This is a genomic window from Bittarella massiliensis (ex Durand et al. 2017) (assembly GCF_001486165.1).
In the GTDB taxonomy this organism is placed as follows: Bacteria; Bacillota; Clostridia; order Oscillospirales; family Ruminococcaceae; genus Bittarella; species Bittarella massiliensis.
The window spans coordinates 172,618-196,287 of the sequence record NZ_LN908977.1; the positions used below are offsets into that span (position 1 = coordinate 172,618).

The 23,670-nt window shown below is 56.4% G+C and carries 38 protein-coding genes and 1 tRNA gene; 33 read left to right on the forward strand and 6 right to left on the reverse strand.

Going from position 1 to position 23,670, the window contains the following annotated elements; genetic code table 11:
- Positions 1-174: 174 nt before the first annotated feature.
- Together BN3266_RS07765 and BN3266_RS07770 are read left to right on the forward strand one after the other, a co-directional pair.
- Positions 175-1,263 (forward strand): glycosyltransferase, encoded by a 1,089-nt coding sequence (locus BN3266_RS07765; protein ID WP_368013956.1) that lies wholly within the window; start codon positions 175-177, stop codon positions 1,261-1,263.
- A gap of 74 nt (positions 1,264-1,337) precedes the next feature.
- A tRNA-Leu gene (locus BN3266_RS07770) sits at positions 1,338-1,424 on the forward strand.
- Positions 1,425-1,499: 75 nt separating this feature from the next.
- Here the strand turns inward: BN3266_RS07770 and BN3266_RS07775 are convergent.
- The 3 genes from BN3266_RS07775 to BN3266_RS07780 all read right to left on the reverse strand — a co-directional run bounded on the left by BN3266_RS07775 (position 1,500) and on the right by BN3266_RS07780 (position 3,467).
- Positions 1,500-2,594, reverse strand: a complete 1,095-nt coding sequence (locus BN3266_RS07775) for a tyrosine-type recombinase/integrase (protein ID WP_059004709.1) — start codon at positions 2,592-2,594, stop codon at positions 1,500-1,502.
- Between the two features lie 86 nt (positions 2,595-2,680).
- Positions 2,681-3,115, reverse strand: coding sequence for an ImmA/IrrE family metallo-endopeptidase (locus BN3266_RS13240; RefSeq protein ID WP_075109711.1), 435 nt, complete (start codon positions 3,113-3,115; stop codon positions 2,681-2,683).
- On the reverse strand, positions 3,099-3,467 hold the full coding sequence (locus tag BN3266_RS07780) for a helix-turn-helix domain-containing protein (RefSeq protein WP_075109712.1): 369 nt from the start codon (positions 3,465-3,467) through the stop codon (positions 3,099-3,101). The genes BN3266_RS13240 and BN3266_RS07780 overlap by 17 nt, the downstream gene beginning before the upstream one ends.
- A 185-nt stretch (positions 3,468-3,652) precedes the next feature.
- On the opposite strand from BN3266_RS07780, the gene BN3266_RS07785 reads away from it, so the two are divergent.
- From BN3266_RS07785 to BN3266_RS13875, 19 genes are all read left to right on the forward strand, one after another.
- Complete coding sequence (locus BN3266_RS07785) at positions 3,653-3,880, forward strand: XRE family transcriptional regulator (RefSeq protein WP_242861744.1); 228 nt, start codon at positions 3,653-3,655, stop codon at positions 3,878-3,880.
- A gap of 47 nt (positions 3,881-3,927) precedes the next feature.
- Positions 3,928-4,095, forward strand: coding sequence for a hypothetical protein (locus tag BN3266_RS13855; RefSeq protein WP_154669022.1), 168 nt, complete (start codon positions 3,928-3,930; stop codon positions 4,093-4,095).
- A gap of 247 nt (positions 4,096-4,342) precedes the next feature.
- Positions 4,343-4,516, forward strand: coding sequence for a hypothetical protein (locus tag BN3266_RS07790; RefSeq protein WP_154669023.1), 174 nt, complete (start codon positions 4,343-4,345; stop codon positions 4,514-4,516).
- 157 nt (positions 4,517-4,673) lie between these two features.
- The gene (locus tag BN3266_RS07795) at positions 4,674-4,868 is read left to right on the forward strand and encodes a hypothetical protein (protein ID WP_059004713.1); all 195 of its coding nucleotides are present in this window, start codon (positions 4,674-4,676) and stop codon (positions 4,866-4,868) included.
- Entirely contained in the window at positions 4,865-5,245 is a 381-nt protein-coding gene (locus BN3266_RS07800; protein WP_059004714.1) for a helix-turn-helix domain-containing protein, read from the forward strand. The genes BN3266_RS07795 and BN3266_RS07800 overlap by 4 nt, the downstream gene beginning before the upstream one ends.
- Positions 5,238-5,603 (forward strand): hypothetical protein, encoded by a 366-nt coding sequence (locus BN3266_RS13860; RefSeq protein WP_154669024.1) that lies wholly within the window; start codon positions 5,238-5,240, stop codon positions 5,601-5,603. The genes BN3266_RS07800 and BN3266_RS13860 overlap by 8 nt, the downstream gene beginning before the upstream one ends.
- Positions 5,604-5,615: 12 nt before the next feature.
- Positions 5,616-6,554 (forward strand): ATP-binding protein, encoded by a 939-nt coding sequence (locus BN3266_RS07805; protein WP_059004715.1) that lies wholly within the window; start codon positions 5,616-5,618, stop codon positions 6,552-6,554.
- 82 nt (positions 6,555-6,636) lie between these two features.
- Positions 6,637-7,146 (forward strand): hypothetical protein, encoded by a 510-nt coding sequence (locus BN3266_RS07810; protein WP_195891612.1) that lies wholly within the window; start codon positions 6,637-6,639, stop codon positions 7,144-7,146.
- The gene (locus BN3266_RS07815) at positions 7,146-7,703 is read left to right on the forward strand and encodes an HD domain-containing protein (RefSeq protein WP_154669025.1); all 558 of its coding nucleotides are present in this window, start codon (positions 7,146-7,148) and stop codon (positions 7,701-7,703) included. Before BN3266_RS07810 ends, BN3266_RS07815 begins: the two co-directional genes overlap by 1 nt.
- 2 nt (positions 7,704-7,705) lie before the next feature.
- The gene (locus tag BN3266_RS07820) at positions 7,706-8,137 is read left to right on the forward strand and encodes a DUF669 domain-containing protein (RefSeq protein WP_059004717.1); all 432 of its coding nucleotides are present in this window, start codon (positions 7,706-7,708) and stop codon (positions 8,135-8,137) included.
- A 50-nt stretch (positions 8,138-8,187) separates the two neighbouring features.
- Positions 8,188-8,670 (forward strand): ERCC4 domain-containing protein, encoded by a 483-nt coding sequence (locus BN3266_RS07825; RefSeq protein ID WP_059004718.1) that lies wholly within the window; start codon positions 8,188-8,190, stop codon positions 8,668-8,670.
- Positions 8,667-9,287 carry a CHC2 zinc finger domain-containing protein gene (locus BN3266_RS14535; RefSeq protein ID WP_075109714.1) on the forward strand — a complete coding sequence of 207 codons (621 nt, stop codon included), beginning with the start codon at positions 8,667-8,669 and terminating at the stop codon, positions 9,285-9,287. The genes BN3266_RS07825 and BN3266_RS14535 overlap by 4 nt, the downstream gene beginning before the upstream one ends.
- Positions 9,199-11,040, forward strand: a complete 1,842-nt coding sequence (locus tag BN3266_RS07830) for a DUF927 domain-containing protein (protein WP_059004719.1) — start codon at positions 9,199-9,201, stop codon at positions 11,038-11,040. The genes BN3266_RS14535 and BN3266_RS07830 overlap by 89 nt, the downstream gene beginning before the upstream one ends.
- Before the next feature lie 297 nt (positions 11,041-11,337).
- Entirely contained in the window at positions 11,338-11,754 is a 417-nt protein-coding gene (locus BN3266_RS14300; RefSeq protein ID WP_059004720.1) for a hypothetical protein, read from the forward strand.
- A 71-nt stretch (positions 11,755-11,825) separates the two neighbouring features.
- Complete coding sequence (locus BN3266_RS14305; RefSeq protein ID WP_242861745.1) at positions 11,826-12,164, forward strand: 3D domain-containing protein; 339 nt, start codon at positions 11,826-11,828, stop codon at positions 12,162-12,164.
- Positions 12,139-12,585 (forward strand): DNA N-6-adenine-methyltransferase, encoded by a 447-nt coding sequence (locus BN3266_RS07845; RefSeq protein ID WP_059004722.1) that lies wholly within the window; start codon positions 12,139-12,141, stop codon positions 12,583-12,585. Before BN3266_RS14305 ends, BN3266_RS07845 begins: the two co-directional genes overlap by 26 nt.
- A 420-nt stretch (positions 12,586-13,005) precedes the next feature.
- Complete coding sequence (locus BN3266_RS07850) at positions 13,006-13,539, forward strand: DUF551 domain-containing protein (RefSeq protein ID WP_059004723.1); 534 nt, start codon at positions 13,006-13,008, stop codon at positions 13,537-13,539.
- Positions 13,540-13,713: 174 nt separating this feature from the next.
- Entirely contained in the window at positions 13,714-14,130 is a 417-nt protein-coding gene (locus BN3266_RS07860; protein ID WP_059004725.1) for a hypothetical protein, read from the forward strand.
- Between the two features lie 484 nt (positions 14,131-14,614).
- A complete protein-coding gene (locus tag BN3266_RS13875) occupies positions 14,615-14,770 on the forward strand; it encodes a hypothetical protein (RefSeq protein WP_154669026.1) in 156 nt (51 codons plus the stop codon).
- A 75-nt stretch (positions 14,771-14,845) separates the two neighbouring features.
- Here the strand turns inward: BN3266_RS13875 and BN3266_RS07865 are convergent, their stop codons facing one another.
- Genes BN3266_RS07865 through BN3266_RS07875 form a run of 3 tightly spaced genes read right to left on the reverse strand, consistent with a single transcriptional unit; the run spans position 14,846 to position 15,676 of the window.
- The gene (locus BN3266_RS07865; protein ID WP_059004726.1) at positions 14,846-15,061 is read right to left on the reverse strand and encodes a helix-turn-helix domain-containing protein; all 216 of its coding nucleotides are present in this window, start codon (positions 15,059-15,061) and stop codon (positions 14,846-14,848) included.
- Positions 15,054-15,356, reverse strand: coding sequence for a DUF2442 domain-containing protein (locus tag BN3266_RS07870; RefSeq protein WP_059004727.1), 303 nt, complete (start codon positions 15,354-15,356; stop codon positions 15,054-15,056). Before BN3266_RS07870 ends, BN3266_RS07865 begins: the two co-directional genes overlap by 8 nt.
- Positions 15,357-15,415: 59 nt before the next feature.
- A complete protein-coding gene (locus tag BN3266_RS07875) occupies positions 15,416-15,676 on the reverse strand; it encodes a DUF4160 domain-containing protein (protein ID WP_059004728.1) in 261 nt (86 codons plus the stop codon).
- A gap of 165 nt (positions 15,677-15,841) precedes the next feature.
- Here BN3266_RS07875 and BN3266_RS07880 point away from each other — a divergent pair, with 165 nt between their 5' ends.
- The 12 genes from BN3266_RS07880 to BN3266_RS07935 all read left to right on the forward strand — a co-directional run bounded on the left by BN3266_RS07880 (position 15,842) and on the right by BN3266_RS07935 (position 23,663).
- Positions 15,842-16,024, forward strand: a complete 183-nt coding sequence (locus tag BN3266_RS07880; protein ID WP_154669027.1) for a hypothetical protein — start codon at positions 15,842-15,844, stop codon at positions 16,022-16,024.
- A complete protein-coding gene (locus BN3266_RS07885; protein ID WP_059004730.1) occupies positions 16,014-16,394 on the forward strand; it encodes an HNH endonuclease in 381 nt (126 codons plus the stop codon). The genes BN3266_RS07880 and BN3266_RS07885 overlap by 11 nt, the downstream gene beginning before the upstream one ends.
- Before the next feature lie 127 nt (positions 16,395-16,521).
- Positions 16,522-16,821, forward strand: a complete 300-nt coding sequence (locus BN3266_RS07890) for an RNA polymerase subunit sigma-70 (protein WP_242861746.1) — start codon at positions 16,522-16,524, stop codon at positions 16,819-16,821.
- Positions 16,811-18,481, forward strand: a complete 1,671-nt coding sequence (locus BN3266_RS07895) for a terminase TerL endonuclease subunit (RefSeq protein WP_059004732.1) — start codon at positions 16,811-16,813, stop codon at positions 18,479-18,481. Before BN3266_RS07890 ends, BN3266_RS07895 begins: the two co-directional genes overlap by 11 nt.
- Before the next feature lie 53 nt (positions 18,482-18,534).
- The gene (locus BN3266_RS07900; RefSeq protein ID WP_059005557.1) at positions 18,535-19,674 is read left to right on the forward strand and encodes a phage portal protein; all 1,140 of its coding nucleotides are present in this window, start codon (positions 18,535-18,537) and stop codon (positions 19,672-19,674) included.
- Positions 19,671-20,375: a head maturation protease, ClpP-related gene (locus tag BN3266_RS07905; RefSeq protein WP_059004733.1), complete on the forward strand. Its 705-nt coding sequence runs from the start codon at positions 19,671-19,673 to the stop codon at positions 20,373-20,375. Before BN3266_RS07900 ends, BN3266_RS07905 begins: the two co-directional genes overlap by 4 nt.
- Positions 20,376-20,388: 13 nt before the next feature.
- Positions 20,389-21,609 (forward strand): phage major capsid protein, encoded by a 1,221-nt coding sequence (locus tag BN3266_RS07910; RefSeq protein ID WP_059004734.1) that lies wholly within the window; start codon positions 20,389-20,391, stop codon positions 21,607-21,609.
- Positions 21,609-21,917 (forward strand): hypothetical protein, encoded by a 309-nt coding sequence (locus BN3266_RS07915; protein WP_059004735.1) that lies wholly within the window; start codon positions 21,609-21,611, stop codon positions 21,915-21,917. The genes BN3266_RS07910 and BN3266_RS07915 overlap by 1 nt, the downstream gene beginning before the upstream one ends.
- The gene (locus BN3266_RS07920; RefSeq protein WP_154669028.1) at positions 21,889-22,248 is read left to right on the forward strand and encodes a hypothetical protein; all 360 of its coding nucleotides are present in this window, start codon (positions 21,889-21,891) and stop codon (positions 22,246-22,248) included. The genes BN3266_RS07915 and BN3266_RS07920 overlap by 29 nt, the downstream gene beginning before the upstream one ends.
- On the forward strand, positions 22,235-22,555 hold the full coding sequence (locus BN3266_RS07925) for a hypothetical protein (RefSeq protein ID WP_059004737.1): 321 nt from the start codon (positions 22,235-22,237) through the stop codon (positions 22,553-22,555). The genes BN3266_RS07920 and BN3266_RS07925 overlap by 14 nt, the downstream gene beginning before the upstream one ends.
- A complete protein-coding gene (locus BN3266_RS07930) occupies positions 22,555-23,052 on the forward strand; it encodes a hypothetical protein (protein WP_059004738.1) in 498 nt (165 codons plus the stop codon). The genes BN3266_RS07925 and BN3266_RS07930 overlap by 1 nt, the downstream gene beginning before the upstream one ends.
- Before the next feature lie 11 nt (positions 23,053-23,063).
- The gene (locus tag BN3266_RS07935) at positions 23,064-23,663 is read left to right on the forward strand and encodes a major tail protein (RefSeq protein ID WP_075109715.1); all 600 of its coding nucleotides are present in this window, start codon (positions 23,064-23,066) and stop codon (positions 23,661-23,663) included.
- Positions 23,664-23,670 lie beyond the last annotated feature (7 nt).

The following is a 23,670-nucleotide window of genomic DNA, read 5'->3' on the forward strand; positions in this document are numbered from 1 at the left end:
GCCGGTCGAAAATGGGCGGAACACTGCTATTTTACATGGAAAAACCCGCCAGTGCAATCGACTGCAGGGGGGAAAAGAGAAAATTTTTGCGGGGGAACAGCCTACCCTTTTGGCGCATAGACTGGCCCATGCCGCCGTCTCGGCGGGGAGAAGGGGGAATGGGGTTTGGCGACTGTGAGTCTTTGCATGATTGTTCGGGATGAAGAGGACGTTCTGGGCCGCTGCCTGGACAGTGTGGCCGGGGTGGCCGACGAGGTGGTCGTGGTGGACACCGGATCGAAGGACCGCACCCGGCAGATCGCCCTGGAAAAGGGGGCGCGGGTGTATGACTTTCCCTGGTGCGACGACTTTGCCGCCGCCCGCAACTTCGCCCTGGAGAAGGGGCGGATGGAGTATCTCTTTTGGCTGGACGCCGACGATGTGCTGCTGCCCGCAGACAGGGAGGCGCTGATTGCCCTCAAAGGGGAGCTGGACCGATCGGTGGACATGGTGATGCTGCGCTACAACACCGCCTTTGACCAGGCGGGACGGCCCACCTTCTCCTTTTACCGGGAGCGGCTCTGGCGGCGGGACCGGGGGTTCCGCTTTGAGGGGGCGGTGCACGAGGCAGTGACTCCTCGGGGCCGGGTCATCCGCCGGGAAATCGCCGTCACCCACCAAAAGCTCCACCGCCGAGACCCGGAGCGAAATCTGCGCATCTTTGAAAAGGAGGCGGCCAAGGGCCCCCTTTCCCCCCGACAGCAGTTCTACTTTGCGCGGGAACTCTGCTATGCCGGCCGGCTGGAGGAGGGGGAGCGGGTGCTGACGGCCTTTTTGGAAAGCGGCCAGGGCTGGGTGGAAAACCAGGTGAGCGCCTGCCGGGAGCTGGCTCGCTGCCTGGAGCGCCAGGGGCAGCCGGAACGGGCGCTGCGGGCCCTGTTCTGGAGCTTTGCCTTTGACCGGCCGCGGGCGGAGATCTGCTGCGACATTGCCGGCCGCTTTTTCGATAGGGGGCTCTGGCAGCGGGCGATGTACTGGTACCGCCAGGCGCTGGAAATCCCCTTTGACCCCGCATCGGGCGGCTTTACAGAGCCCGACTGCTACGACTTCCTGCCCCACATTCAGCTGTGTGTCTGCTATGACCACCTGGGGGACTGGCGCCGGGCCGAAGAGGAGAACGAACTGGCCGCCCTCAGTAAGCCGGATCACCCCTCGGTGCGGCAAAACCGGGCCTATTTTCGGGCGCGGCGGCAGCGGGAGACGGGTGCCGGAAAGGAGGCATGATCCCCCATGGAGGGAGAGGGAAAAGGGCTTGCATTTTGCAGGGGGAACGTATATAATAACAGGGTACTAAAAATGCCGGTGTGATGGAATTGGCAGACGTAGTGGACTCAAAATCCACCGCTGGTGACAGCGTGCCGGTTCGAGTCCGGCCACCGGCACCAAAAGAACCGCTCAACAATGCGATTTGTTGAGCGGTTCTTGCTTCCAGTAACCCACTTTTGAACCCATTTTTGTTTTTACTCTAGAATGCGATCGAAGGCCTTGTCCAGAAGTTTGGCCGCCCTTTCCAGCTCCCCGTCCACCTCGTGGCCGTAGACGCCAAACGTGTCCATGTTGGCACTGTGGCCAACAATCATTTTGAGAAGTTCTTCTGGTACGTCTGCTTTTGCAACTGAGATCAGGGTGTGGCGTAGCTCATGCAAGCTACATGAAATTCCATGCTGCTTTCGGTATGTTTCCCATTTTTTTGATAGATGCTTGGGGTCTAACCGATCTCCGTTTTCGTCGGGGAATAGCCATCGGCTTTTTATGCCCAGACGCTTTAGCATCTCTTTTTGCGCCTCGACTTCTTCCATTGCTCGGGAAGAGAGGACGAATCCTCGCTGGGCGTTGTCTGTCTTCCCGCCGGTCACCTCATTGTAGTGGTTGATGGAGCGGCGAATAAAGAGTGTGTTTCCCTTTAGGTCTTGCCTTTGGTCAATCCCGCAGAGTTCTCCTCGGCGCGGCCCTGCAAGCACCATAAACCGCCACGCATGGATGAAAAAGGCCGGTTCTTCCTTCCCGTATCGGACAATGGTGTCCTCCGAAAAAAGCGTTTTCATATTGTCTGGCTGGAGGATTTTTTTCTCTCCGACGGGCGCGTCTCTAGGTATTTCCAAAAACTCTGGCCGAACCATTGGAATGCCGCGCTTGAAAGAATATTTATAAAAGGCGGTCACTGATCCGCGTATATTCTTGATGCTTTTCTTTGAAAGCCCGGATCGATAGGCGTCGTTCAAGCAGTCCTGCCAGTTTTGGATGGTGATGTCGCGGGCATATTTGTGCTCCAGACGAGGGAGAAACCATCGTCTCCCGTGCAGTTCATGGTTTCGGTAATTAGATGTGCTGGTGGTTAGATGCACTTCTGCGAGAAAATCAGCCCAAAGCGGGGCGAAGCGAATGTTTTCGTTTTTGGTATTGGAGGCCAGCCAGTTATCTGCTTTCCTTTCCGCCTCAATTTTCCCCCTTTTGGAAGGGGTGGAGCTGTAAAAAGCCCTGCGTACTCCATCCTTCTGAACTTTGATTTGCCAGCGTTGGCTTTTTTCAATCCAGATGGCTTCATTTTTTCTCATGGTTGCACCCTCCCGCCAAAATATGCTATACTGACAGGGCAGATGGCTCCCAAACTATCTGCTCTATCCGTTACCCGTCCAGCGCCTTACCGCTGGGCGGGTCTTTTTTCTTCCAAGTCTAACATATAGTAGTATTCTACGGCCTTTTCTACAAACCGCTGTGGGACGTTGAAGAGTTCTGCCAGTTCCCATGGTTCCGTTACTCCGGAATTTATTGCATCGTTGAAGTATTGTCGAGGTATGATTTCTTCGATTGCCCACCGATCGGCCCGAACCTCATGCCGTTCCCGCAAATCAAAAGGGCTATATTGGTTGTAAAAGCTTCCCGTTTTACAGTGCCCCAGTTCATGGGCAAGAGCTGCTTTTTTCTCCGCCGATGTCTCAAATTGAGTTTCATCAATCCCTATGTAGCAAGTGCTATTTTCAAGTAGCGAGAGTGCTTTTGTGAGCGGCAAATTGAGACGCAGAACAGAAATGCCGTCCTTTTCGGCAAGTCTATACAGCTTATTTAATATGTCCATTCCGTCTTTGTTCCTCTACGTATTTTGCGAACCGCTTGACCTCATCCATGATGTCATCGGTTATTTCTTCCGGCGCGTCAAACAGCGCAAATTTTAGTTCTTCATCTGTAATGCCTCCGCCTTCTTCGGCGGGGGCTTTTTCTTTTTTGTCTGTGTTCCCGAGGAGGTAGTCAACGGAAACTCCGAAGTAGTTTGCCAATTTGGAGGCGGTTTCCGCCTTTACTGTGTGTCTCCTCCCCATTTTTAAGTCGGTCATAACACTTGGCTGAATTCCGGTATCTTTACACATTCTGTATGGGCTTATACCCCTCTCATCACATAGCCCCGCAAGAATACTGTACAGCTTTGACATAATACACGCACCTCAATTGTGCACTTCGTAAAATATACGAGCGCGTAATAATTCCCTGTTGACTATTACTCGTGCGTGTAGTAGTATTTAGACACAGAGACGCGAACGAGTAGTAGAAAAGGTGTTGACAACTCATAATATATTATACGTTCGTGTAAAAGTCAATAGGAAGGGAGGTGATGTCTTTGGCAAAGAAGCAACTTTGTCAACTTGGCAAGGAAATCAATCACGCACTTGTGGATATTAACCAACCAAAAGAATGGCTGATTGAGCAAGTGCGGCAGGACACGGGGAAATATTTTGACCGCTCCTATCTTCACAAGATTGAGACAGGAGAACTCTCCACCCCAGGAATTGTGTCCAGCATTAGAAAAATCCTTTGTATAGAGGATAACACAAAGAATGTCCAATAAAACGGACAGTAAAAATCCCCGCCGAAGCGGGGGAGGAGGTGAAGAGCTTGGCGAAGTCGGCAGAGATTCGTGGAGACGGGTGTGCGACACGCATTTTTATTGATGGACAAGAAATCGACGACGTTTTGTCCTACAGGGTAAGCCAGGATGCCGGAGAATCAGCAGTATTTGAAATTACTTTCCAGGTCAATGGGGCAGTAGTGCAGACGAAATAGCAGCAGCAACCGCTTGCGCAATCTGCATTAGGGATTTAAGTGAGGAAACCACCGCAAAAAGGAGGAAAGAAAGGAGGTGAACACCATGGGAAAATCGCCAGATACATATCGCTACCTTCGACAGAGACTCCGAGAGTTGGGAGTGGATGTTTCGTATCTGTCGCAACTTCTCGGCTTTTCGTCTCCAACATCTGCGAGCGATCGCCTATCAGGCAGAGCCAATTGGAGGCAGTCGGAGATGTACCGAGTGTTAGAGATCATCAGAGAGCCCCCGGAGCGGCTACACATTGTTTTTCCGCCCGACGGAGTAGAATTTCGCCGCCGAGGGCGTCCGCAGAAAGAGCGGCAAAAAAGCCCCAAGGAACTGCTTATTGAGGCACTTGGCCTCATGGAAGCGGAAGAAAGGAAGGAAACAGCATGAGCCCCACAAAACTAACCGCCATCGGCTCGGCGCTCCTGCTGCTGTCTGGTGGCATGAGCGACGCAGGAACCAGTCTAACCCACGTAATTGGGTTTGCTGCTTGTGGCCTTGGCTGCATTGTGGCGGCGCTGCTGGTATGGAGAGGAGAGGCGAAAAGATGATCTACCCGTGTATGGATTGCCCCAAGCACAATGAGTGCTTTGACCACGATAAATGCATCCATTACCGCAAAGCCAAGCAGGCAGCAGAGGAGCTCAAGCGCAAGGAGCGGGAGTGGAGGGGCGACTACAACGCCAAAACCGTCATCGAGATCGAGAGGACGAAAAGAATTAGGAAGAGGAAGGGGAAATGAAAATGCAAGGCAAATTGTTTCGTCCCGTGAAGTACAGGTATCTTCGTTTTCTGGCCAGTCAGAAAGGCTATAAAACGTCAGCCGAATTGGCAGAGGCCATCGGGATATCGACTGAAACCCTGCGGACCAGACTGAACGATGGGACAGCAAAGGGCGCAAGCAGGTGGCGGCTGGATGAGGTCTATCGGGTGATGGACATTCTCCATGAACCTCTCGAAAATATTCAACTGGTTTTCCCGCGAGACGGTCGAGACGGCCCTGAGATGGCCTTGAAAATAGAGAAAGCCGCCCACGATGGTGCAAACATCGCGGACGGCAGTGCAAAGAAAATCTACACCCACAGTATAGGCCGAGAAGGGGAGAATGTCAATGTGTGAGATTTGTAGGCAGGTTCATTGTCCCCCCGGCTGTCCCAACGCTCCTTTGGATGACCGGCCCCGCTGCGAGTGCTGTGGTCAAGATGCAGTTGGTGTCTTTTGCGGCGAAGCCCTTTGCAGCCGGCACCTAAATAGAGCGGCGTTTCGCGCAGCTGAAACAGAAGACCGAAATGAGTTTGTACAAGATCACTGGCAGCAGTTCTGTGGCTATCTGCGGATCATGGGAGGAACCGAGTTTCTCTCCTCGCAAGAATACGATGTTGCCGGTCTGATCACGGATTTTTGTGAAAACTTTCTGACAGAGACCTATTTTCACTGGTTGTGCAACCACGGCCAGTTCGAGTATGAGACCATTTAAGGAGAGATAGAGATGGCAATTTTGCAGCCGGCTGAAATGGATTTCAGCAATCAAAAATTTTCCATGATTATCAGCGGGAGCCCGGGGATCGGGAAGACCACCCTGGCCCTCTCGGCGCCGGACCCGGTGCTCATCGACTTCGACAAGGGGGTTGCCCGGGTCAGGGCAGCCCACCGCAAAACCACCATTGAGGCAGATACATACGAAGAGGTGCTCAAAGACCTGGAAAGCCCGCAGGTAAAGGCCTGCCAGACCATCGTTATTGACACCGGCGGCAGCTTTGTAACCTACCTGCAGGACTGGGCCATGCGGGACAACCCCTCCCTGAACCGGCAGAAGAACGGGGCCATCTCCCTGAAAGGGTTTGGCGCGGTAAAGGCAGAGTTCGTCCGCTTCACCAACTGGCTAAAATACACCCTGAACAAAAACATCATCTATGTCTTCCACACGGTGGAGCAGAGGGACGGAGACGTGACCCGGCAGAGGCTCCTTTGCGAAGGAGCGGCCCGGGACATCGTCTGGCAGCCCTGTGATTTGGGTTGCTTCATGCAGATGGTGGGGGAAGACCGGCTGGTGGGATTCACCCCCACCGAGCAGTACTTTGCCAAGGGCTGCTATGGGGTGCAGGGTCTGCTCAAACTGCCCCGGCTGGATGACGGCGTCCCCAACGATTTTTTGAACCGGCTCTTTGAACGAGCCCGGGAGAATATCCGCCAGGAGGCGGAGGCCCATCGGGGAGAGCAAGAAGCCTATGAAGCGGCTATGGAACAGGCGCGGGAGTTGATTGAAGGAATTCACGACCCTGCCACTGCCCTGGAAACAGCCCATCAGCTGAAGAAGCTCTCCCACTACCTCACCAGCGAACGAGAGGCAAAAGCCCTACTGGCGGCCAAAATCAAGGCGCTGGGGATGCACTGGGACAGAGAGGCGGGGGCCTATGTCAAGGAATAGGTTGCTGCTGACCCAGTCACTCCTTTCGGCCTGGCTGTGGATGTACAAGGCCAGCGATCCGCAGCGGGCACAGGAGGACTTCTTGAAGACCCTGCACCGGCAGCCTACGCCCCGGACAAAGCCCATCCAGGACGGCATTCAGTTTGAGAATCTGGTTACCGCTTGGTGTGAGGGCGAGGAGCCGGAAAGGGGGCACAAATGGGCAGAGGGAATCCGGCAGGTAGGAGAGATTGTCCGTGGAGGAACCTTTCAGGTGGCCGCCTATCGAGACATGGTCATTGACGGGATTCCATTCCTCCTCTACGGCCGTCTGGACGTCCTCAAGGCCGGGGAGATTTACGACATCAAATTCTCCCACAGCTACCGTCCGGGAAAATACCTAGACAGCCCTCAGCACCCCATGTATTTTGCCTGCTGCCCGGAGGTGGAGAGGTTCACCTATTTGGTGAGCAACGGGAGAGACCTGTATCGGGAGATCTACACCCGAAACGAGACCCCGGAAATTGAAACGATTGTAAAACCATTTGTTCAGTATTTGGAGTTTTCCGAGCTGGATGAACTGTACGCAGAAAAATGGAGGGCAAGAGACTGATGCCGAATATGGACTTTATGAACGCATATCAGAAGATCACCCGGCCGGGGGCCGACCGGCTGTTGGCTTGGCTGGAGACCACCGACTTCTTTACTGCCCCGGCATCCACCCGATTCCACGGCGCTTATCCTGGCGGGCTGTGCGAGCACAGCGTGAACGTTTACAAGCGACTTTGCGCCCTGGCGCCGGAAGAGACACCCGAAACCCTGGCCGTCTGCGGCCTACTCCACGACCTCTGTAAAGCCAATTTCTACAAGGTCAGCAGCCGCAACGTGAAGGATGAACAGACCGGCCGGTGGGAGAAGGTGCCCTTCTACCAGGTAGAGGATCAGTTCCCCTACGGCCACGGTGAGAAGTCGGTCTTTCTCATTGAGCGGTTCATGCGCCTTAAGACCAGCGAAGCTCTGGCCATCCGATGGCACATGGGTGGCTTTGACGATGCGACTAAGGGTGGCAGTTACGCGGTTTCTACAGCCTTTGATCATTGCCCACTGGCAGTGAAGCTGCATCTGGCAGATATGGAAGCCACCTATCTAGACGAAAAGAGAGGAGAATAAAAATGAGTATTTTTGACGGATACCGCAGAGAAGAGAGCGCCCGGCTGGAGCCCGGAGATTACCGGGTGGCCATCACCGAGGTGGAGGAGACGGTGAGCAAAAGTGGTAACCCTATGCTGGTGGTGGCGGTACGGCCCAGCGGGTCGAACATCCGCATCAAACACTATATCGTAAAAAACGACTACTTCAACCGCAACCTGACCTCCCTCAAAGACAGCTTTGGCATTGCCGACGAGGACAACGAGATTTTGGGTTGGATAGGTGCAGCCGGTGCCGCCAGGTTGGCAGAAGACGATCGAGGGTACCTGAAGGTGCGGTGGTTTATCCACCGGGACAAACAAGGTACCCTCCCTCCTTGGGAAGGAGAGCAGCCCAGCCGCCAGCAGGTGCAGGACTTTGAGGAACTGGCGGACGATGATGACCTGCCCTTCTAATCATGCGTAGGAGGTATAGCGAAACCCAGGTAAAAGGGCGGCTGCAAGAGATGGGCGTCCTGGTGGACACCCGGGAGCAGGTGTGGAACCACATCGAAGACACCCTGGGGAAAAAGAAAATTCCTGTGCAGCGAGGGAAGCTTCCCTGCGGGGACTACACCGCTTTACTCCCCGACGAGCAGGGAGGGTTCTTGAGCCTGGAGGACGAGGTGGTCATCGAGCGCAAGGCCAACCTGGACGAGATCGCCGGAAACTTTACAGTAGACCGGCGGCGTTTTGAGGCGGAGTTCCTACGGGCTAAAGCGGCGGGGGTGAAGGTGTTTCTGCTGGTGGAGAACGCTAGCTGGAGGAAGATATACTCCCATGATTACCGCAGCAAGATGGCCCCCAAGGCCCTGGCCGCCAGCCTGTTAGCATGGCAGGTGCGCTACGGTATCACCTTGCTTTTCTGCCAGCCGGAGGACAGCGGTCGAATCATCTACAGCACCCTTTACTATTGGGCCAAAGAACGATTGGAAGGCGGTGCAGCATGAGCGCGGTGGAGGAGGTCAAGGCGCGGATCACGGTGCCCGAAGTGTTGCTCCGATACGGTCTCCCCACCTCCTCCAGGGGGCGGATACCTTGCCCCATCCACCAGGGGGAAGACCCCAACTTTGCCTACACAGACGAGCGGTTCCACTGCTTTGTCTGCGGGGCGGGGGGCTCGGTGATCGACCTGGTGATGGGCCTTTTTGGCCTTACATATCCGCAGGCACTGGTCCGGTTAGATGAGGACTTCGGCCTGGGCCTTATGCGCGGGCAGAGGGACGAACGGGCCAGAAGAAAGGCGGCAGAAGTCGCCCAAAAACGAGCCCAGGAGCGCCGCAGGAGAGAAGATGGGAAGAAGGCTTACCAGTCGCTGACAGCGGCCTTCTGCGCCGAAATTCGGGGCTTGAGGTTAGGAGAAGAACGCCCTTCTCGATGGAATGGGGAGGGAGAACCGCCGGCCTTGCCGGCAAGCTGGGTAGAGGCCGCCCATCGGCTCCCATACCTGGAGTACTGGCTGGAAGAGAACAGCAATTTTGAAAGATGGGAGGCGAACAGCCATCGAAGCCATTCAAATTCCCAATTACACTCGGGAGGACTACCTGGAGGGGACGGACCCCTATGAGTTCCTCTACCAATTTTATGACGACAAATTTGTGCTTGACAGGCTGCTCCAGCGGATGAGCGAACAGGCCCGGAAGGTGCGGGTCACCGGCTTTAAGAAAGCCTTTTCGGAGTACGTGAAAAAGCAGATGGCCCTTGCTCGGCCGGTGGGGATGGCTGTCACCCAGTTCGAGGGGCAGGAGATGGAGCTGGACACCGGCCCTTGGCAGGCAGACGAGTACGGTGTGACCATCAGTGAGGATTACCGGGAGGTAGTAGCCTGCAACCACCCCATCCTGCCGGTGATGCGGCTGGTGAACATCGACACGGGGGTGGAGAAGCTGGTGCTTGCCTTTCGCAAGGGAAAGCAGTGGCGCCACACCACGGCGGACAAGCGCACCCTGGCCAGCCGGCAGAGTATCCTTGAGCTGGCCAATGTGGGGGTAGCGGTGACTTCAGAATCAGCCGCCTATCTGGTGCGCTATCTCCACGACATCGAGGGGCTCAACTACGATCAGATCCCAGAAAAACAGAGCGTGGGAAGACTGGGGTGGATCGGCGAAGAGGGTTTCTCGCCCTATGTGTCCGAACTGGTCTTTGACGGAGATGCCAACTTCCGCAGCTTTTTTGAGAGCGTCAAGGCCAGAGGATCACTGGAAGAGTGGCTCGACTTGGCACGACAGGTGCGGGCAGCGGAGGGGATCACTGCGCGAATCGTGCTGGCGGCGTCTTTCGCCAGTGTGCTGGTGGGTCCGCTGGGGTGCCTGCCTTTCTTTGTCCACCTCTGGGGCGGAACCGAGGCGGGCAAGACCGTAGGGCTGATGCTGGCCGCCTCGGTATGGGCCAATCCGGAGATGGGGAAGTACATCCACACCTTCAACTCTACCGCCGTAGGGCGGGAGCGGTCAGCAGCATTCTGCAACTCTCTGCCCCTGATTCTCGATGAGCTCCAGATCGCCAAGGACAAGAAGGAGTTCGACAAGGACATCTATATGCTTTCCGAGGGGGTGGGGCGAACCAGAGGCAACCGCTCCGGCGGCACTGATCAGACCCCTACCTGGCAAAACTGTATCCTCACGTCGGGAGAAATGCCCATTACCGGCGCATCTTCTGGCGGAGGAGCGGTCAACCGAATCGTAGAGGTGGAGTGCCGGGAACGGCTGTTTTCCGACCCGCGCGGAGTGGCCAACACCGCCAAGCGCCACTATGGCCATGCCGGCCGGCTGTTTGTACAGCGGCTGACAGAGGGTGGGTTTGAGGAGGCGGAGGGCCTTTTCAACCGGTTCTCGTCAGCCCTGCGGGAGAACGACACAACCGAGAAACAGGCCATGGCTGCCGCTCTCATCCTGACGGCCGACCAACTGGCCACCCACTGGCTTTTCGAGGATGGGCGAGCTCTCTCTTTAGAGGACATCTCCGAGTTCCTCCGCACCCGGGCCAGTGTAGACCAGAACGGCCGCTGCTACGACTTTCTCTGCGAGTACGTGGTGCAAAATCGCCACCGCTTCTGCGGGGAGAGTGAGCAGAATGAGGTTTGGGGCGCAGTCGACCGCGGGAGGGCATACATCGTCCGCAGCGTCTTCAACCGCATCTGTCAGGACGAGGGATATAGCCCTCGTGCATTCCTCAGTTGGGCGAAGTCAGCAGGAAAAATTGAAGTCGGGAGCAAGGGATTTGACATGACCAAGCGAATCAACAGGGCTCCATGCCACTGTGTGGTGTTGGTTTTGCCGGAGGAAGAGGAGGTCGGAAACGGCCTTTTGTCGGAAGAATAAGGAGTTGTGCGACTTATGTGCGACTTTGGATATTAGAACAAATCGCATGGTTATGCGGTTGTGCGAAATGTGCGACTTGTGCGACGTTTTAGACATACCCCCTTATAGAAAAGAATTTTTGTACATTTTAGTTATTTACTACTTTAGCACAATAAAAAACATAAAATCCCTATATAGCAAAATCTCCGGAAAAAGTCGCACAGTCGCACAACGCTTTAAAAATCGCATAGGTAAGCCAAAAAATCCGTGCGACCACAAGTCGCACACAGTCGCACAGGTCGCACAAAGGAGGCACAGATGAAGTTTCGAGAAATTGAACACGATGCGTCCGTCGGCGGAGAGTTCCCCCATCGCGGAAGCCTGTCGCAACAGGCCTGCTTTCTGGCCCTGCGATGCCTCTATGGCGATTGGCGGGCCGGGCGAATCACAAAAGAACAGGCCCAACAGGAGAGAAGAACACTAGAAAGTACATATCTGCGAGCTGTAGAAGACGAGAAGCGGCAGGCGGCCTGTTTGGCGCAATACCAGGAGAATCTGCGAAAGGTAGGGGAGGGGTTGAGCCAACTGGTCAGGAGTGCCCAGGAAGGGGAAAGTACAGAAAGCTTGCTAGAACTGTCATTGGATTGCCTCTCACGGATGACGGGGGAACGAGTCACCAAAGAAGCAGTGTTGAAAGGGGTGAGAATGGGGTGCGTGAGTTTGCCCAATATCTGATCATGTTGCTTGCCCTGCTTACCATCCAGCGGCCAGCGACTGCCGCCGAACCCAGATTGCCGGAGCCGGTGATGGCTCACGTAGAATCTCAACAGCGAATTTTCGCCGGTGAGTTTGCGGTATACGCCTACTGCGCGGAGCAATACCCCCACATCTGCGGGGGCAACCCCACCACCGCCAGCGGGGAGCCGGTGACGCCGGGGGTGACCATAGCCGCCGACCCAGACGTCCTGCCGCTGGGGACGCGGGTCTACATAGACGGCATAGGGGAGCGGGTGGTACAGGACACCGGCGGGGCCATCAAGGGGCGCAAGATTGACCTTGCAGTGGAGAGCCACCAGGAGGCAGTGGCTTGGGGAGTACAACACAAGGGAGTGTGGAAAATTGAACAGAGCACTATTGTCAAGTAAAACCGTGGAGTGGGAGACCCCACAAGATTTTTTCGATCAGTTGGACGCGAAATTTCATTTTTCGATCGATGTAGCTGCAAACGAAAATAACCGCAAATGCCCTCGTTATTACACCAAGGAGCAGGACGGGCTGGCCCAGAGTTGGGCAGGGGAAACTGTCTGGTGCAATCCTCCATACGGGCGAGAGATCGGAAAATGGGTGGAAAAGGCATACATAGAGAGCCAGGACGGAGGGGCGACGGTGGTCATGCTTATCCCGTCGCGGACAGACACTAAGTGGTTCCACACCTGGATATATAACCGGGCGGAGGTGCGATTTCTGTGTGGACGCCTTAAATTTGGTGGTGCCAAAAACGGCGCCCCGTTTCCCAGCATGGTGGTGGTATTTCGGGCGGCGATCGAGAGAGGAAGAAGAAAATGAGCGACCTAATCAGACGCGCCTTGCTGGGCGACCGCGAGTCACAGGAGGAGTGCACCAGACAGGGGATTGTGCTGTCGTGCCCGTTTTGCGGAGGTACTCCGATCTTTGAAGTGGTGTCAAGATATTGTACTTCGGTTACATTTGAGGCAATATATGAAGCGAAATGCAGAAAATGCGGAATGGCTGGGATTCGGTCAACCTCTGAAATAGCGCTGAAAAACGGAAAACCTGTTGTGTACAGAGATGGTTACATGGAGTGCCTCACCGCATGGAACATGCGCACTGTCATGCCGATTGGAAGGTGCGGGTCCTGCGCATGGCGCGGGACCATGGGCTGTGTGTGGGAGATGGTAGACGACGTGGAGGCACCTGGGCCGGATGGATATTGCAGTGCCTGGGCGCCGAGAGAGGAGGAAGAAAATGGCTGAGTATATCAAGAGAGAAGATGCGTTATCTCGTTTCACCTATGAGGGAGGAGACCGCATTTCGGAGGTAGATGTAGACAATTTCCCGGCCACTGTAACAATCAAAGACGTAAAACGTGTATTGCGCGAAATTCCCGCTGCCGATGTTATCCCGGTGGCGCACGGACACTGGATTGAGCACCCCACTGGCGGGCTGGTATGCTCTCACTGTGACAGGTACAAGCCAGACGAGTGGCGGAGCATGTGCTGCCCCAACTGTGGGGCGAGGATGGATGAGGTGGGAAAAATAATGTGGATTAAGTGTGAAGACATGATGCCGGAGCAGATGACCGAAAACCAAGGCCGCAAAAAGGTCAAGGTACTGGTGGCTATCAAACAAAAAAACGGGGTAACCCTCCGAACGCAGGAGCGGTGGATAAGTTCGTGCGGAAATTGGATGTGGAGATGCTCTCCCGGGGAGGTCACCCACTGGATGCCGTTGCCAGACCCTCCAGAAGATGAGGCGGAGGACTATGGGTGCACCCTATAACCTCTACATGGCGACCACGGCGGACGAGCTGGAGCTGCCCCTTTGCGTGGGTAAGGCAGAGGAAGTAGCGCGGTATCTTGGAGTGCCGTTGAGCTACATATACCAAGCGGTGTGCCGTCAGAAATCGGGGACAATCAGGGGGTACAGAGTATTTCGGATTAAGGAGGACGGGGAGTGACCAAGAGGGAATTGTCACAGCTGTATTATCTCAACCGCGAAATCGGGCAAGAGAAGCGACGCCTCGGAGAACTGGAGGCTGCTGCGCAGAATATCTCCCCAAAAATTACTGGGCTCCCGCATGTGGGGGGAATATCTGACAAGACCGCCATAGCCGCCGAAATAGCCGACTGCAAGGCAATCATCGAGGGAAAGATCAAGGCCTCAATCGCCGAATATAATCGGCTGAATCGGTATATAGCAGGGGTGGATGATTGCCTGATACGGCAAATCCTTAGCTTGCGGTACATTAACGGGTTTTCGTGGGCGGCTGTGGCCCTTCATATTGGAGGGGGGAATACAGCGGACGGGGTGAGAAAGGCTCACGACAGATGGCTTTTAAGATCGTCCGTTTTGTCCGCCTCGAAATGGTAAAATGGTTATAGTGATCTAGGTGAGGAGAGATGCGCGCCTTGCTTGGACACAATGGCCGGAGCGCACCGGCCCCAGTTAATCAGCCCGCCGCAGTAACCTCCCCAATATCCGGGGACAGGAGAGACGGCGGGTTTTATGGGCGGGCCGTCTGCATGAGGACGGTTTGCCCACCAATTGCCAAAGCTGGCAGAGCGCAGGGTCATAGACCCGCCAGCAGGCCCCTATTCCATGGGAACTGGAAGGGTGAGCACTGTCCAGAGCATGTGCGCCGCGTGTCAGCAGCGGGATATAAGTGTCTGACGTGATTGAGATTGTCTCCCCACCGGCGGAGACTAAAAAATAGCCAGGAGATTATGCCTGCCCAGTCGAAGCCTTACGTTCAGCGCGTGGGATACTCAGTAGGCTGGGTGGGCCGACAATTCAAGCCTGCACCTGACGGTGTGGGCTTTTTCGTGCCCATTTTTGGGCAGACAGGGGGCACTGAATGTACGTCTACGCCATAACAGCCAGAATCGGCTTCTCCTCGCCGCTTACCGCCGAGGAGGAGATGGCGCTACTAGATGCCCTTGCGGATGCTGCCGAAAAGATACCCAAGGGGTACGACGGAACGGCGGCCTCTGTATCGGAGCGGGAGGAGTAAAAACGGGTGTGCCAGCGCAAGCGATTCGCATAGACGCTGGAGGGATGGGATTGGGGAAAAAGAAAAAGACGCCGACTATTTGGCGTCTTTTTTGGAAAGGCGAAGTGAGCATCCAAGCGCATCTGCCAGAATATCAACGGTTTGGATTGTTGGGGAAATCCGCTTGCTTTCGATTCGAGATATGGCGGTCTGATTTATCCCGGTGAGCGCAGAAAGTTGTTGCTGGGTGACACCTTGGCGTTTTCGCTCCTCGACCAATTGGTCAATAACCAAAAAAGCATCGTCAGGCACTTACTGCACCTCCCAACGGGTCGGAAATTGCAGGCTGCTCATATAGGGTGACCGGGTCAATGTCGATGCAGTCGGCGGGATCGCGATCCCCGGAGATGTCCCAGGCAACAGTTCCGTTGAGGACAGTCAGGGCGTCGGAAAATAGAGCCAAATCTGAGAGAGGGGCAAAGGCCCCGTTCCCGACGTATGGGGTCATGTCCATTCTGGTGACCCGTCCATCGTCAAAATAGCAATAAACAATGTATTCATCGGCTGCCACCGCTTGGACGACGCGAGGGATATACATATCGTTCATGGAGATCCTCCTTTCAAATAGCACAGGTAGGGCGGCCGGTTGGTCGCCCTGTGTGCTGCTTAAATAAGCGGATTGATTGGGTTTACGGGATTCCCACTTTTGGCCAACTCCCAGTTTTTTAGGAGCTCTTCGCGGTGGATTTCGCACCAGGCCAGTACCAGCTTTAGTTGTTTCCCCGGGAGGTGTCCACGTATGACTGCTCCGTCTTGGATGTCAACCAACGCCTTGAAGGTGCCGTACTCAGCGTGGAAATGGGGTGGGTTGTGGTCGAGAAAATAAAAGCAAATCCGAATCCCGTAGAAGTTAGAAACTTCTGGCATTTGCTCTCCTCCTTTCGCTATATATAATATAGCATATATGTCATATAAAGTCAAGCAAAATCATGAGGGAATCAGACATATGGAAAAGAAATTCGCAGAGAGATTTTACAGGTCAAAAATATGGCAGATGACCCGTTCGGCCTATGCGGCAGGAAGGACGGAATCATGGACGAAAAATTGAGAATGGTCAAACTGAACGAATGCGAGGGATGCCCGTATATGGAGCTAGATGCGGGTCAAGTCAATTGGTACGCCGACGGAGTCGCCTATGAGATTGAAGTAGAAGTGCGATGCAAGTTTTATTTTATATGCCAAAGAATTGCAGATAGGAAGAAAAATGGAGAATGAAGTCACGCTGCTGACCGGTGCAGAGCTGGAGCGCGTCAAGAGCTACATAGCCGAGGGCCGGGTCATTGATTTCTACAAGTGGGCCAGGTGGCTGCACCTCCGGGATGAGGTGCTGGCCGAGCTGCACGGCGAGTGCCAGGGGTGCCGGGCCCGCGGGCTGTACCGTCCGGCCTGGGCCGTCCACCATGTCCTGCATCTGCGGGACCACCCAGAGCTGTCGCTCTCCAAGTACTACCGGGACCCCTACACGGGGGAGCTTCGGCGGCAGCTTGTGCCACTGTGCAAGGAGTGCCACTGGGAGGCACACCCGGAGGAGTACCGACCGCGGGCGAGAGAGTATAAGCCGCCGCTAACTTCGGAGCAATGGTGACACCCCCGGGTCAAAAAAATGGCGTTTTAATGCGGGTTCCCGTAATCGTGTGGGTGCTCGACAAAAGATATTTGCTCGTGCGCGAAAGGAGGTGAAGCCCATGCCGGGGCTGACAAGAATCCAAAAATTGAGAAAAACCATCCGTGATGACCTGCTCGCCCAGCTCTCCATGAACGGCACAGAAGGTGGATATTACACTGATTTAGTGGACGATTACATGGGGATGTGGGACGCGAAACAGGGCCTATTGCAGGACATCCGAGAGCGCGGGGTGGCCGTCGAGGTCACCACCAACGCGGGGGTGACCAATGTCCGCAAAAACGATTCGGTGGGAGAGCTGGTGAAGGTCAACGCCCAGATGCTCAAACTGCTGGACGCGCTGAACATCAAGCCGGGGCAGTCGGCAGGGGAGGATATTGTCCTGTAAAATCAATCCTCACATCCTCCGCTACATCGAGATGGTGGAGAGCGGGGAGCTGGTTGCCTGTGAAGACCAAAAGTTGCTCGTCGCTCACGTGCGCCGCTGTTTTGAGACCGAACCCCTTCGTGTGGACGACGAGCAGCTTGAGCACTACCTGGGGATGGCAAAGTATTTCCCCTTTGACCAACTTTTCTCATGGCAGGAATTTGTAATTGCCCTCCACGACTGCGTGTACCGACCCGATGGCCTGCCGCGGTGGCCCGACCTATTCTGCATGATCGGACGGGGGGCGGGGAAGGACGGGACCATCGCCCTTGAATCTGCCTGTCTCATGGGCCCATACAACAACATCCCTGGGTATGACGTGGACATCTGCGCCAACAACGAGGACCAGGCCATGCGACCGGTGCGGGATTTTATCGAGGCGCTGGAGACGCCGGAGTATACCCCGCTACTGAAGCGGTTTTTCCGATGGACAAAAGAGCAGGTGGTCTCCCTGAAAACCAACTCGGTGATGAAGGGCCGCACCAATAGCCCGAAGGGGAAAGACGGCCTGCGGTCGGGAATCGTGATTTTCAATGAGATCCACCAGTATGAAAACTACGCCAATATCAATGTTTTTACTACCGGCCTGGGGAAGAAAAAGCATCCCCGGCGGTCCTACTACACCACCAACGGCGACGTGCGGGACGGCCCGCTGGATGACCTGCTGGAAACCTCCGACAGGATTTTGAGACAGGAGGAACCGGACAATGGCCTCCTGCCTTTCATCTGCCGGTTGGACAGCAAGGAGGAGGTGCACGACCCGGCCAACTGGCCCAAGGCCAACCCTTCCCTTCCATATCTCCCCAACCTGTTGGAGGAGATCAAGAAGGAGTACGCTGAGTGGGTGCGGAACCCTGGGCAACTCCCGGCCTTCATGACCAAGAGGATGAACCTCCCGGAAAGCAATCGGGAGGTGCAGGTGACGGCCTGGGAGAACGTTAAGGCCACCAACCACCCGCTGCCTGACCTGACCGGGCGCACCTGTTCGGTGGGGATCGACTTTGCCAAGACATCCGACTGGGCGGCGGTCAACCTCCACTTTTTCGATGGCGAGACCCGGAACGACATCAACCACGCCTGGCTCTGCCTCCAGTCTCCCGACCTGCCCCGCATTCGCGCCCCCTGGAAGGATTGGGCGAGAGAGGGGCACTTGACGCCGGTGGACAATGTGGAGATACCCCCGCAGCTCCTGGTGGAGTACATTGCCCGGGCGGCCTTGACCTATCATATCCCGGTCATTGCCCTGGACAACTACCGCTACGCGCTGCTGGCCCGCGCCCTGCGAGAGATCGGCTTTGACGCGAAGGACTACAAAAACGTCCGGCTGGTCCGTCCTTCCGACATTGCCCGGGTGGTGCCGGTCATCGACAGCGCCTTTCTCAACCAGACATTCGTATGGGGGGATAATCCGGTGTTGCGCTGGGCCACCAACAACACCAAGCTGGTGCGCAATGGGCGGGGCACCGGGGAGGATTTCGGAAATTACCGCTACGCCAAAATCGAGGCGCGCAGCCGGAAGACCGACCCGTTCATGGCCTTGGTTGCCTCGATGACCGTCGAGGACGAGATCGCAGAAACAAAATTTCAGGGGGTCCCGGACTTCGGGACCTTCGTCTATTGAGAGGGGGTGATACATTGGGTTTTGCAGCGCCACTCAAACGAATACTCGAAAAGATGACCGGAGAGACCCAGCAGGTCGGTGTCAAGGAGATCACCGCGGAGGAGGCGGGGTCTTCCGGTGGGGAGGTGTACGTCCGGGAGTTGGCTTTCTGGGCCTGCGTCAACCTCATCGCAAACGCGGTGAGCAAGTGCGAGTTTAAGACTTTTGAGCGAGGACAGGAGGTCAAGAAAAAGAACTATTACCGCTGGAACATCTCCCCTAATCTCAACCAGTCGGGCAGCGTGTTCCTCCACAAACTGATCGCCCAGCTCTACCGTCACAACGAGGCCCTGGTTATTGATTCCGGGGGCCAGATGTTGGTGGCGGATTCTTTTTGTCGGAAACCCTACGCCCTGCTAGATGATGTGTTCAGCCAGGTGCAGGTCGGGGACTTTTCATTTTCCCGCTCCTTCCTCCAGTCGGAGGTCTTGTATTTCCGGCTGGGCGAGAAGGACATGCGGCAGGTGACCGCGGGGATCTACGATGCCTACTCCCGGCTCATCACCTATACCATGGAATCCTACCAGAAATCGCGGGGGACAAAGGGGCTCCTTAAGGTCAATTCCTCCCGGCTGAACAAAGAGGAGGAACGGGCGAAGTTTGAGAACCTTTTGAAAAATGATTTCCGTGCGCTGTTCTCGGCAGACAACGCCGTCCTCCCTCTGTTCGACGGATACGATTTTGAGCCTATCGCGTCCAAGACCTATTCCAACGAGGGCACCCGGGACATCCGGGCCATGGTTGACGACGTGCTGGATTTTACCGCTCGCGGCTTTGGGTTGCCTCCGGCTCTGCTCAATGGGTCGGTGCAGGACACCGACAAGGCCATTGACCAAGCCCTGACTTTTTGCCTCGATCCTCTCTGTACTATGTTGGCGGAGGAGATCAACCGCAAGACCTACGGGGAGGAGGGCTTTCTGGTCGGGGACTATCTGCAGATTGACACCAAGGCAGTGAAGCACGTTGACCTATTGAGCGTGTCCGCCTCGGTCGATAAGCTCATCTCCTCTGGAGCCTTCACAATCAATGACATCCGCGACCTGGTGGGGGAGCCTAAAATCCCCGAGCCATGGGCCAACGAACACTATATGACAAAAAACTACGCCACCATCGCGGAAGCACTTGCACAGCAGGGAGGAGGTGAAACAGGATGAGAAAATATTACAATCTCCACACCAGCGGCCGGGTGGCCGACATCCAGGTGTATGGGGACATCACCAGCAGCAAATGGGCAGACAGCGACGTCACCTCCTATGACCTGGTGAACGAGTTGGCGGGTCTGGACGTGGACGAAGTGAACGCCTACATCAACTCCTACGGCGGCGAGGTGGCAGAGGGCCTGGCGATCTACCACGCCTTGAAGCGCCACCCCGCCCGAGTGAACACCTACTGCGACGGCTTCGCTTGCTCCATCGCCAGCGTCATCTTCATGGCGGGCGATGCCAGAGTGATGGGGGACGCCTCTCTGCTGATGATCCACAATGCCTCGACGGTCGCCGCCGGGACATCTGCCGAGCTGTCGAAAGCCGCAGAAGACTTGGAGACCATCTCTAACCAGGTGCGGCAGGCATATCTCAACGCCGGGGTGGCCTTGTCGGAGGACGAGTTGCAAGCCATGCTCGACGCCGAGACCTGGCTCACTCCCGTGCAGGCTCTCGAACTTGGGTTTGCGACGGCCATTGCCAAAGAGCCCCAGAGCCAGCGGCCTACCCAGAGCGCCCGCCGGTCGATCTTCGACCGGATAACCGCCGACCCAGAAAGGGCAGAGGAACCCAAAACCGAAGACACACACACAGAGGAGCCGAAGGAAAACCGGCTCCTGAATTTTTTGGCTGGGGCCATGAAGGCCCAGTAAAGGAGGCAATCAATTGACTAATTTTGATAGGATCGACAACGCCCGCAGCGAGTTCGCGACCCGTATGCTGGCGGCTGCCAAAGAGGACAACAACGAGGCGTTTGTCGCTGCACTCTGCGATTTCGGCAAGAGCGTAGAGGACCGCCTGCTGGCGGAGGCCCGCGAGATGCGCGACCAGAACGACGCGGCCATTTTGCAGGCTCGGGGTGTGCGCCAGCTCACCAGCGAGGAGAGCACCTACTACAACAAGATGATCGAGGCCATGCGCTCCTCCAACCCCAAGGCCGCCCTCTCGGAGCTCGACGTGGTGATGCCCAAAACCACCATCGACGCGATTTTTGATGACCTGACCCAACAGCACCCCTTGCTGGAGGCCATTGACTTCCAGAACACCGAAAGCCTCATTGAGATTTTGGTGAACACCAACAGCACCGAGCTGGCTACCTGGTCTCCGCTGACCGCCGAGATCACCAAAGAGCTAACCAGCGGTTTTAAGAAAATCACCCTCGGGATGCACAAGCTGTCGGCCTTCATTCCGGTCGCCAAGGCCATGCTCGACCTGGGCCCTGCCTGGCTCGACCGCTACGTCCGCGCCATCCTGACTGAGGCCCTGTATAACGGTCTCGAGGCGGGGATCATCTCCGGTGACGGCAAGGACGCTCCCATCGGCATGACCCGCCAGGTGGGGGAGGGGGTCACCGTGACCGGCGGGAAATACCCCGAGAAGACCGCCGTTGAGCTCACCGCCCTCGACCCGGTGGCCTACGGCAAACTGCTGGCTACCCTGACCCAGGCCCCCAACGGCAAGCGCCGGGCGGTCGCTTCGGTCATCATGGTGGTCAACCCGGTGGACTACCTGACCAAGGTCATGCCCGCCACCACCATCCGCGCCGCCGACGGCACCTACGTGAGCAACGTCCTGCCCTTCCCCACCACCATCATCCAGTCGGTGCACATCACCGAAGGGAAAGCCATTGTCGGGCTGCCGAAGCGGTATTTCGCTGGCCTGGGCACCGCCAAGAGTGGGAAGCTGGAGTACAGCGACGAGTACCATTTCCTGGAGGACGAGCGCGTCTACGCGACCAAGCTCTACGGCCACGGGGAACCCCTTGACAACAACGCCTTCGTCCTCTGTGACATCTCCAAGTTGGAGCCTGCCATCCAGGAGGTCAATGTGAAGCAGGTCAAGGGCACTGTGACCACCAAGGCCGAGGCCACCCCGGCGTCTAAATAATGAGCCCGGTCGAAGAACTGCTGCCGGGGGTCAAGAACAACCAGGACATCACCTGGGATGACCCTGCGGGGGACGAGAAACTCGCCGGGATCATCTCCCGGGGGATGGCTTACTTGGACGACATCACGGCGACGAGCCTCGACTATATGGCCGAGGACAAGCCGCGGGAACTGCTGATGGAGTATGTTCGGTACGCCCGGTCAAACGCCCTGGACGAGTTCTGGGGCAATTACCAGCTAGAGCTTTTGCGACTACAAATCAGAGAGGAGTTAAAACAGGTTGATCAAGAGCAAGGCCCCGTCGTATAGAGACGGGTTTGTGCAGATTTTCGACCTCCGCACCACCTCGCCCCCCGGCGAGGTGCCGGTGGAGGAACTGGCCGTCACCCCGGCGGCCGTGCTGCGGTACAAGGAGCGGATGGTCGGGTTGACCCGGCAGGAGCTGGCGATGCAGGAGAACATCAATATCTCCCACGTCCTGCGCTGCCCCCTCTGCGCCGGGGTGACCACCGCCCAGATCGCCGTCCTGATGGACGACAGCCAGCACAACATCCGCAAGGTCCAGACCGTGGACGGCACCGGCCCTCACGAGATGGACCTGACCCTGGAAAGGGTGGCGAGACCCTATGAACTACGCTGACGCGATCAAGGCGGCCCTGCTGTCCGTGCTGCCGGAGGTGTACCACGACTGGCCGGCCAACTCGCCCGCCCGGTATGCCGTGTGGCAGGAAGACGGAACCATCGGCGTGAAGGCCGATAATTTGACTGCTGACAGCGGTATGGCGGGTGCGGTGCATCTTTTCACCGTCGATGCTTATGACCCCGCTGTGGCGCAAATACCGGCAGCCCTGGAAGCCTCCGGGCTTGCCGTGGCATTCGGCTCCGTCCAACACGAGGACGTGGGCCGCCGGTACCATCACTGGGAATGGCTGTGGGAGTATGCTTGATGGCGAAGATCAAGAATAACGTCCTACGAGACTTTGAGGCCTATGAGCGCCGCCTGGCGGCGTTGGCTGAAAGCAGCCGGGAGATTATCGGAGAGGTCATCTACGAAGGGGCGGCCATCGCCGCCGAGGCTGTCTCCGAGGAGCTGAAAAAAATCCCGGTACGGTCCGGGAATGCGTTCGGCACCCCGGAGAAGCCGGTAGAGGGTCTCACCCTACCGGCAAAACAGGGCTTGATAGACGGGTTCGGCATCAGCCCCATGCAAGATGATGGGGGATTTCTCAATGTGAAGCTTGGATTTGACGGGTACAACAGCGTCAAAACCAAGAACTTTCCGAAAGGGCAACCAAATGCCCTTGTTATGCGCGGCCTGGAAGGTGGCACCAGCTGGCTGAAAAGTAGGCCGACCGTCCGGGTAGCCATTAGGCGCGCCAGTGCTGCGGTGAAGAAAAAGATGGAAGAAACTACCGACGAGAAAATCAAACAAAAAATGAAGTAGGAGGAACGATATTGGCAACTATTGGATTGAGCAAACCCTATGCCGCCCTGTACCAGGAAAACGGTGGAGTGGTGACCTACACCAAAGGGCAGGTCATGGGCAAGGCGGTGGAGGTCTCGGCGTCCATCGAGACCGGCGACGCCAACAACCTTTACGCCGACAACGGCGTGGCGGAGAGCGACCGGTCTTTTTCCAACGGCACCTTGACTATCACCACCGACGACCTGACCCAGGAAGTCAGCGCCCTGCTGCTGGGGCTTACTCCTGAGGAAATCACCGTGGGCAGCGAGAAGGTCTCCGAGCTGGTCTATAATGACGACGCGGAGGCCCCCTATCTGGGGGTCGGGCTCATCATCAAGAAGAAGCGGGGCGGCGCCTACTGCTACCGGGCCATCGTTTTCCCCAAGGTGCAGTTTGCGGTGCCCGAGGACAGCGCCAGCACCCAGGGCGAAAGTATCGAGTGGCAGACCCCCCAGATCGAGGGCACCATCATGCGGGACGACACCGAGAAACACGCCTGGAAGCGGGAGGCCACCCTGGAGACCGAGGCCAAGGCCGAGGCATACATCAAGCAGGTGCTGGGAATCACCACGCCGGAAATCGGAGGGTAAACAGGAT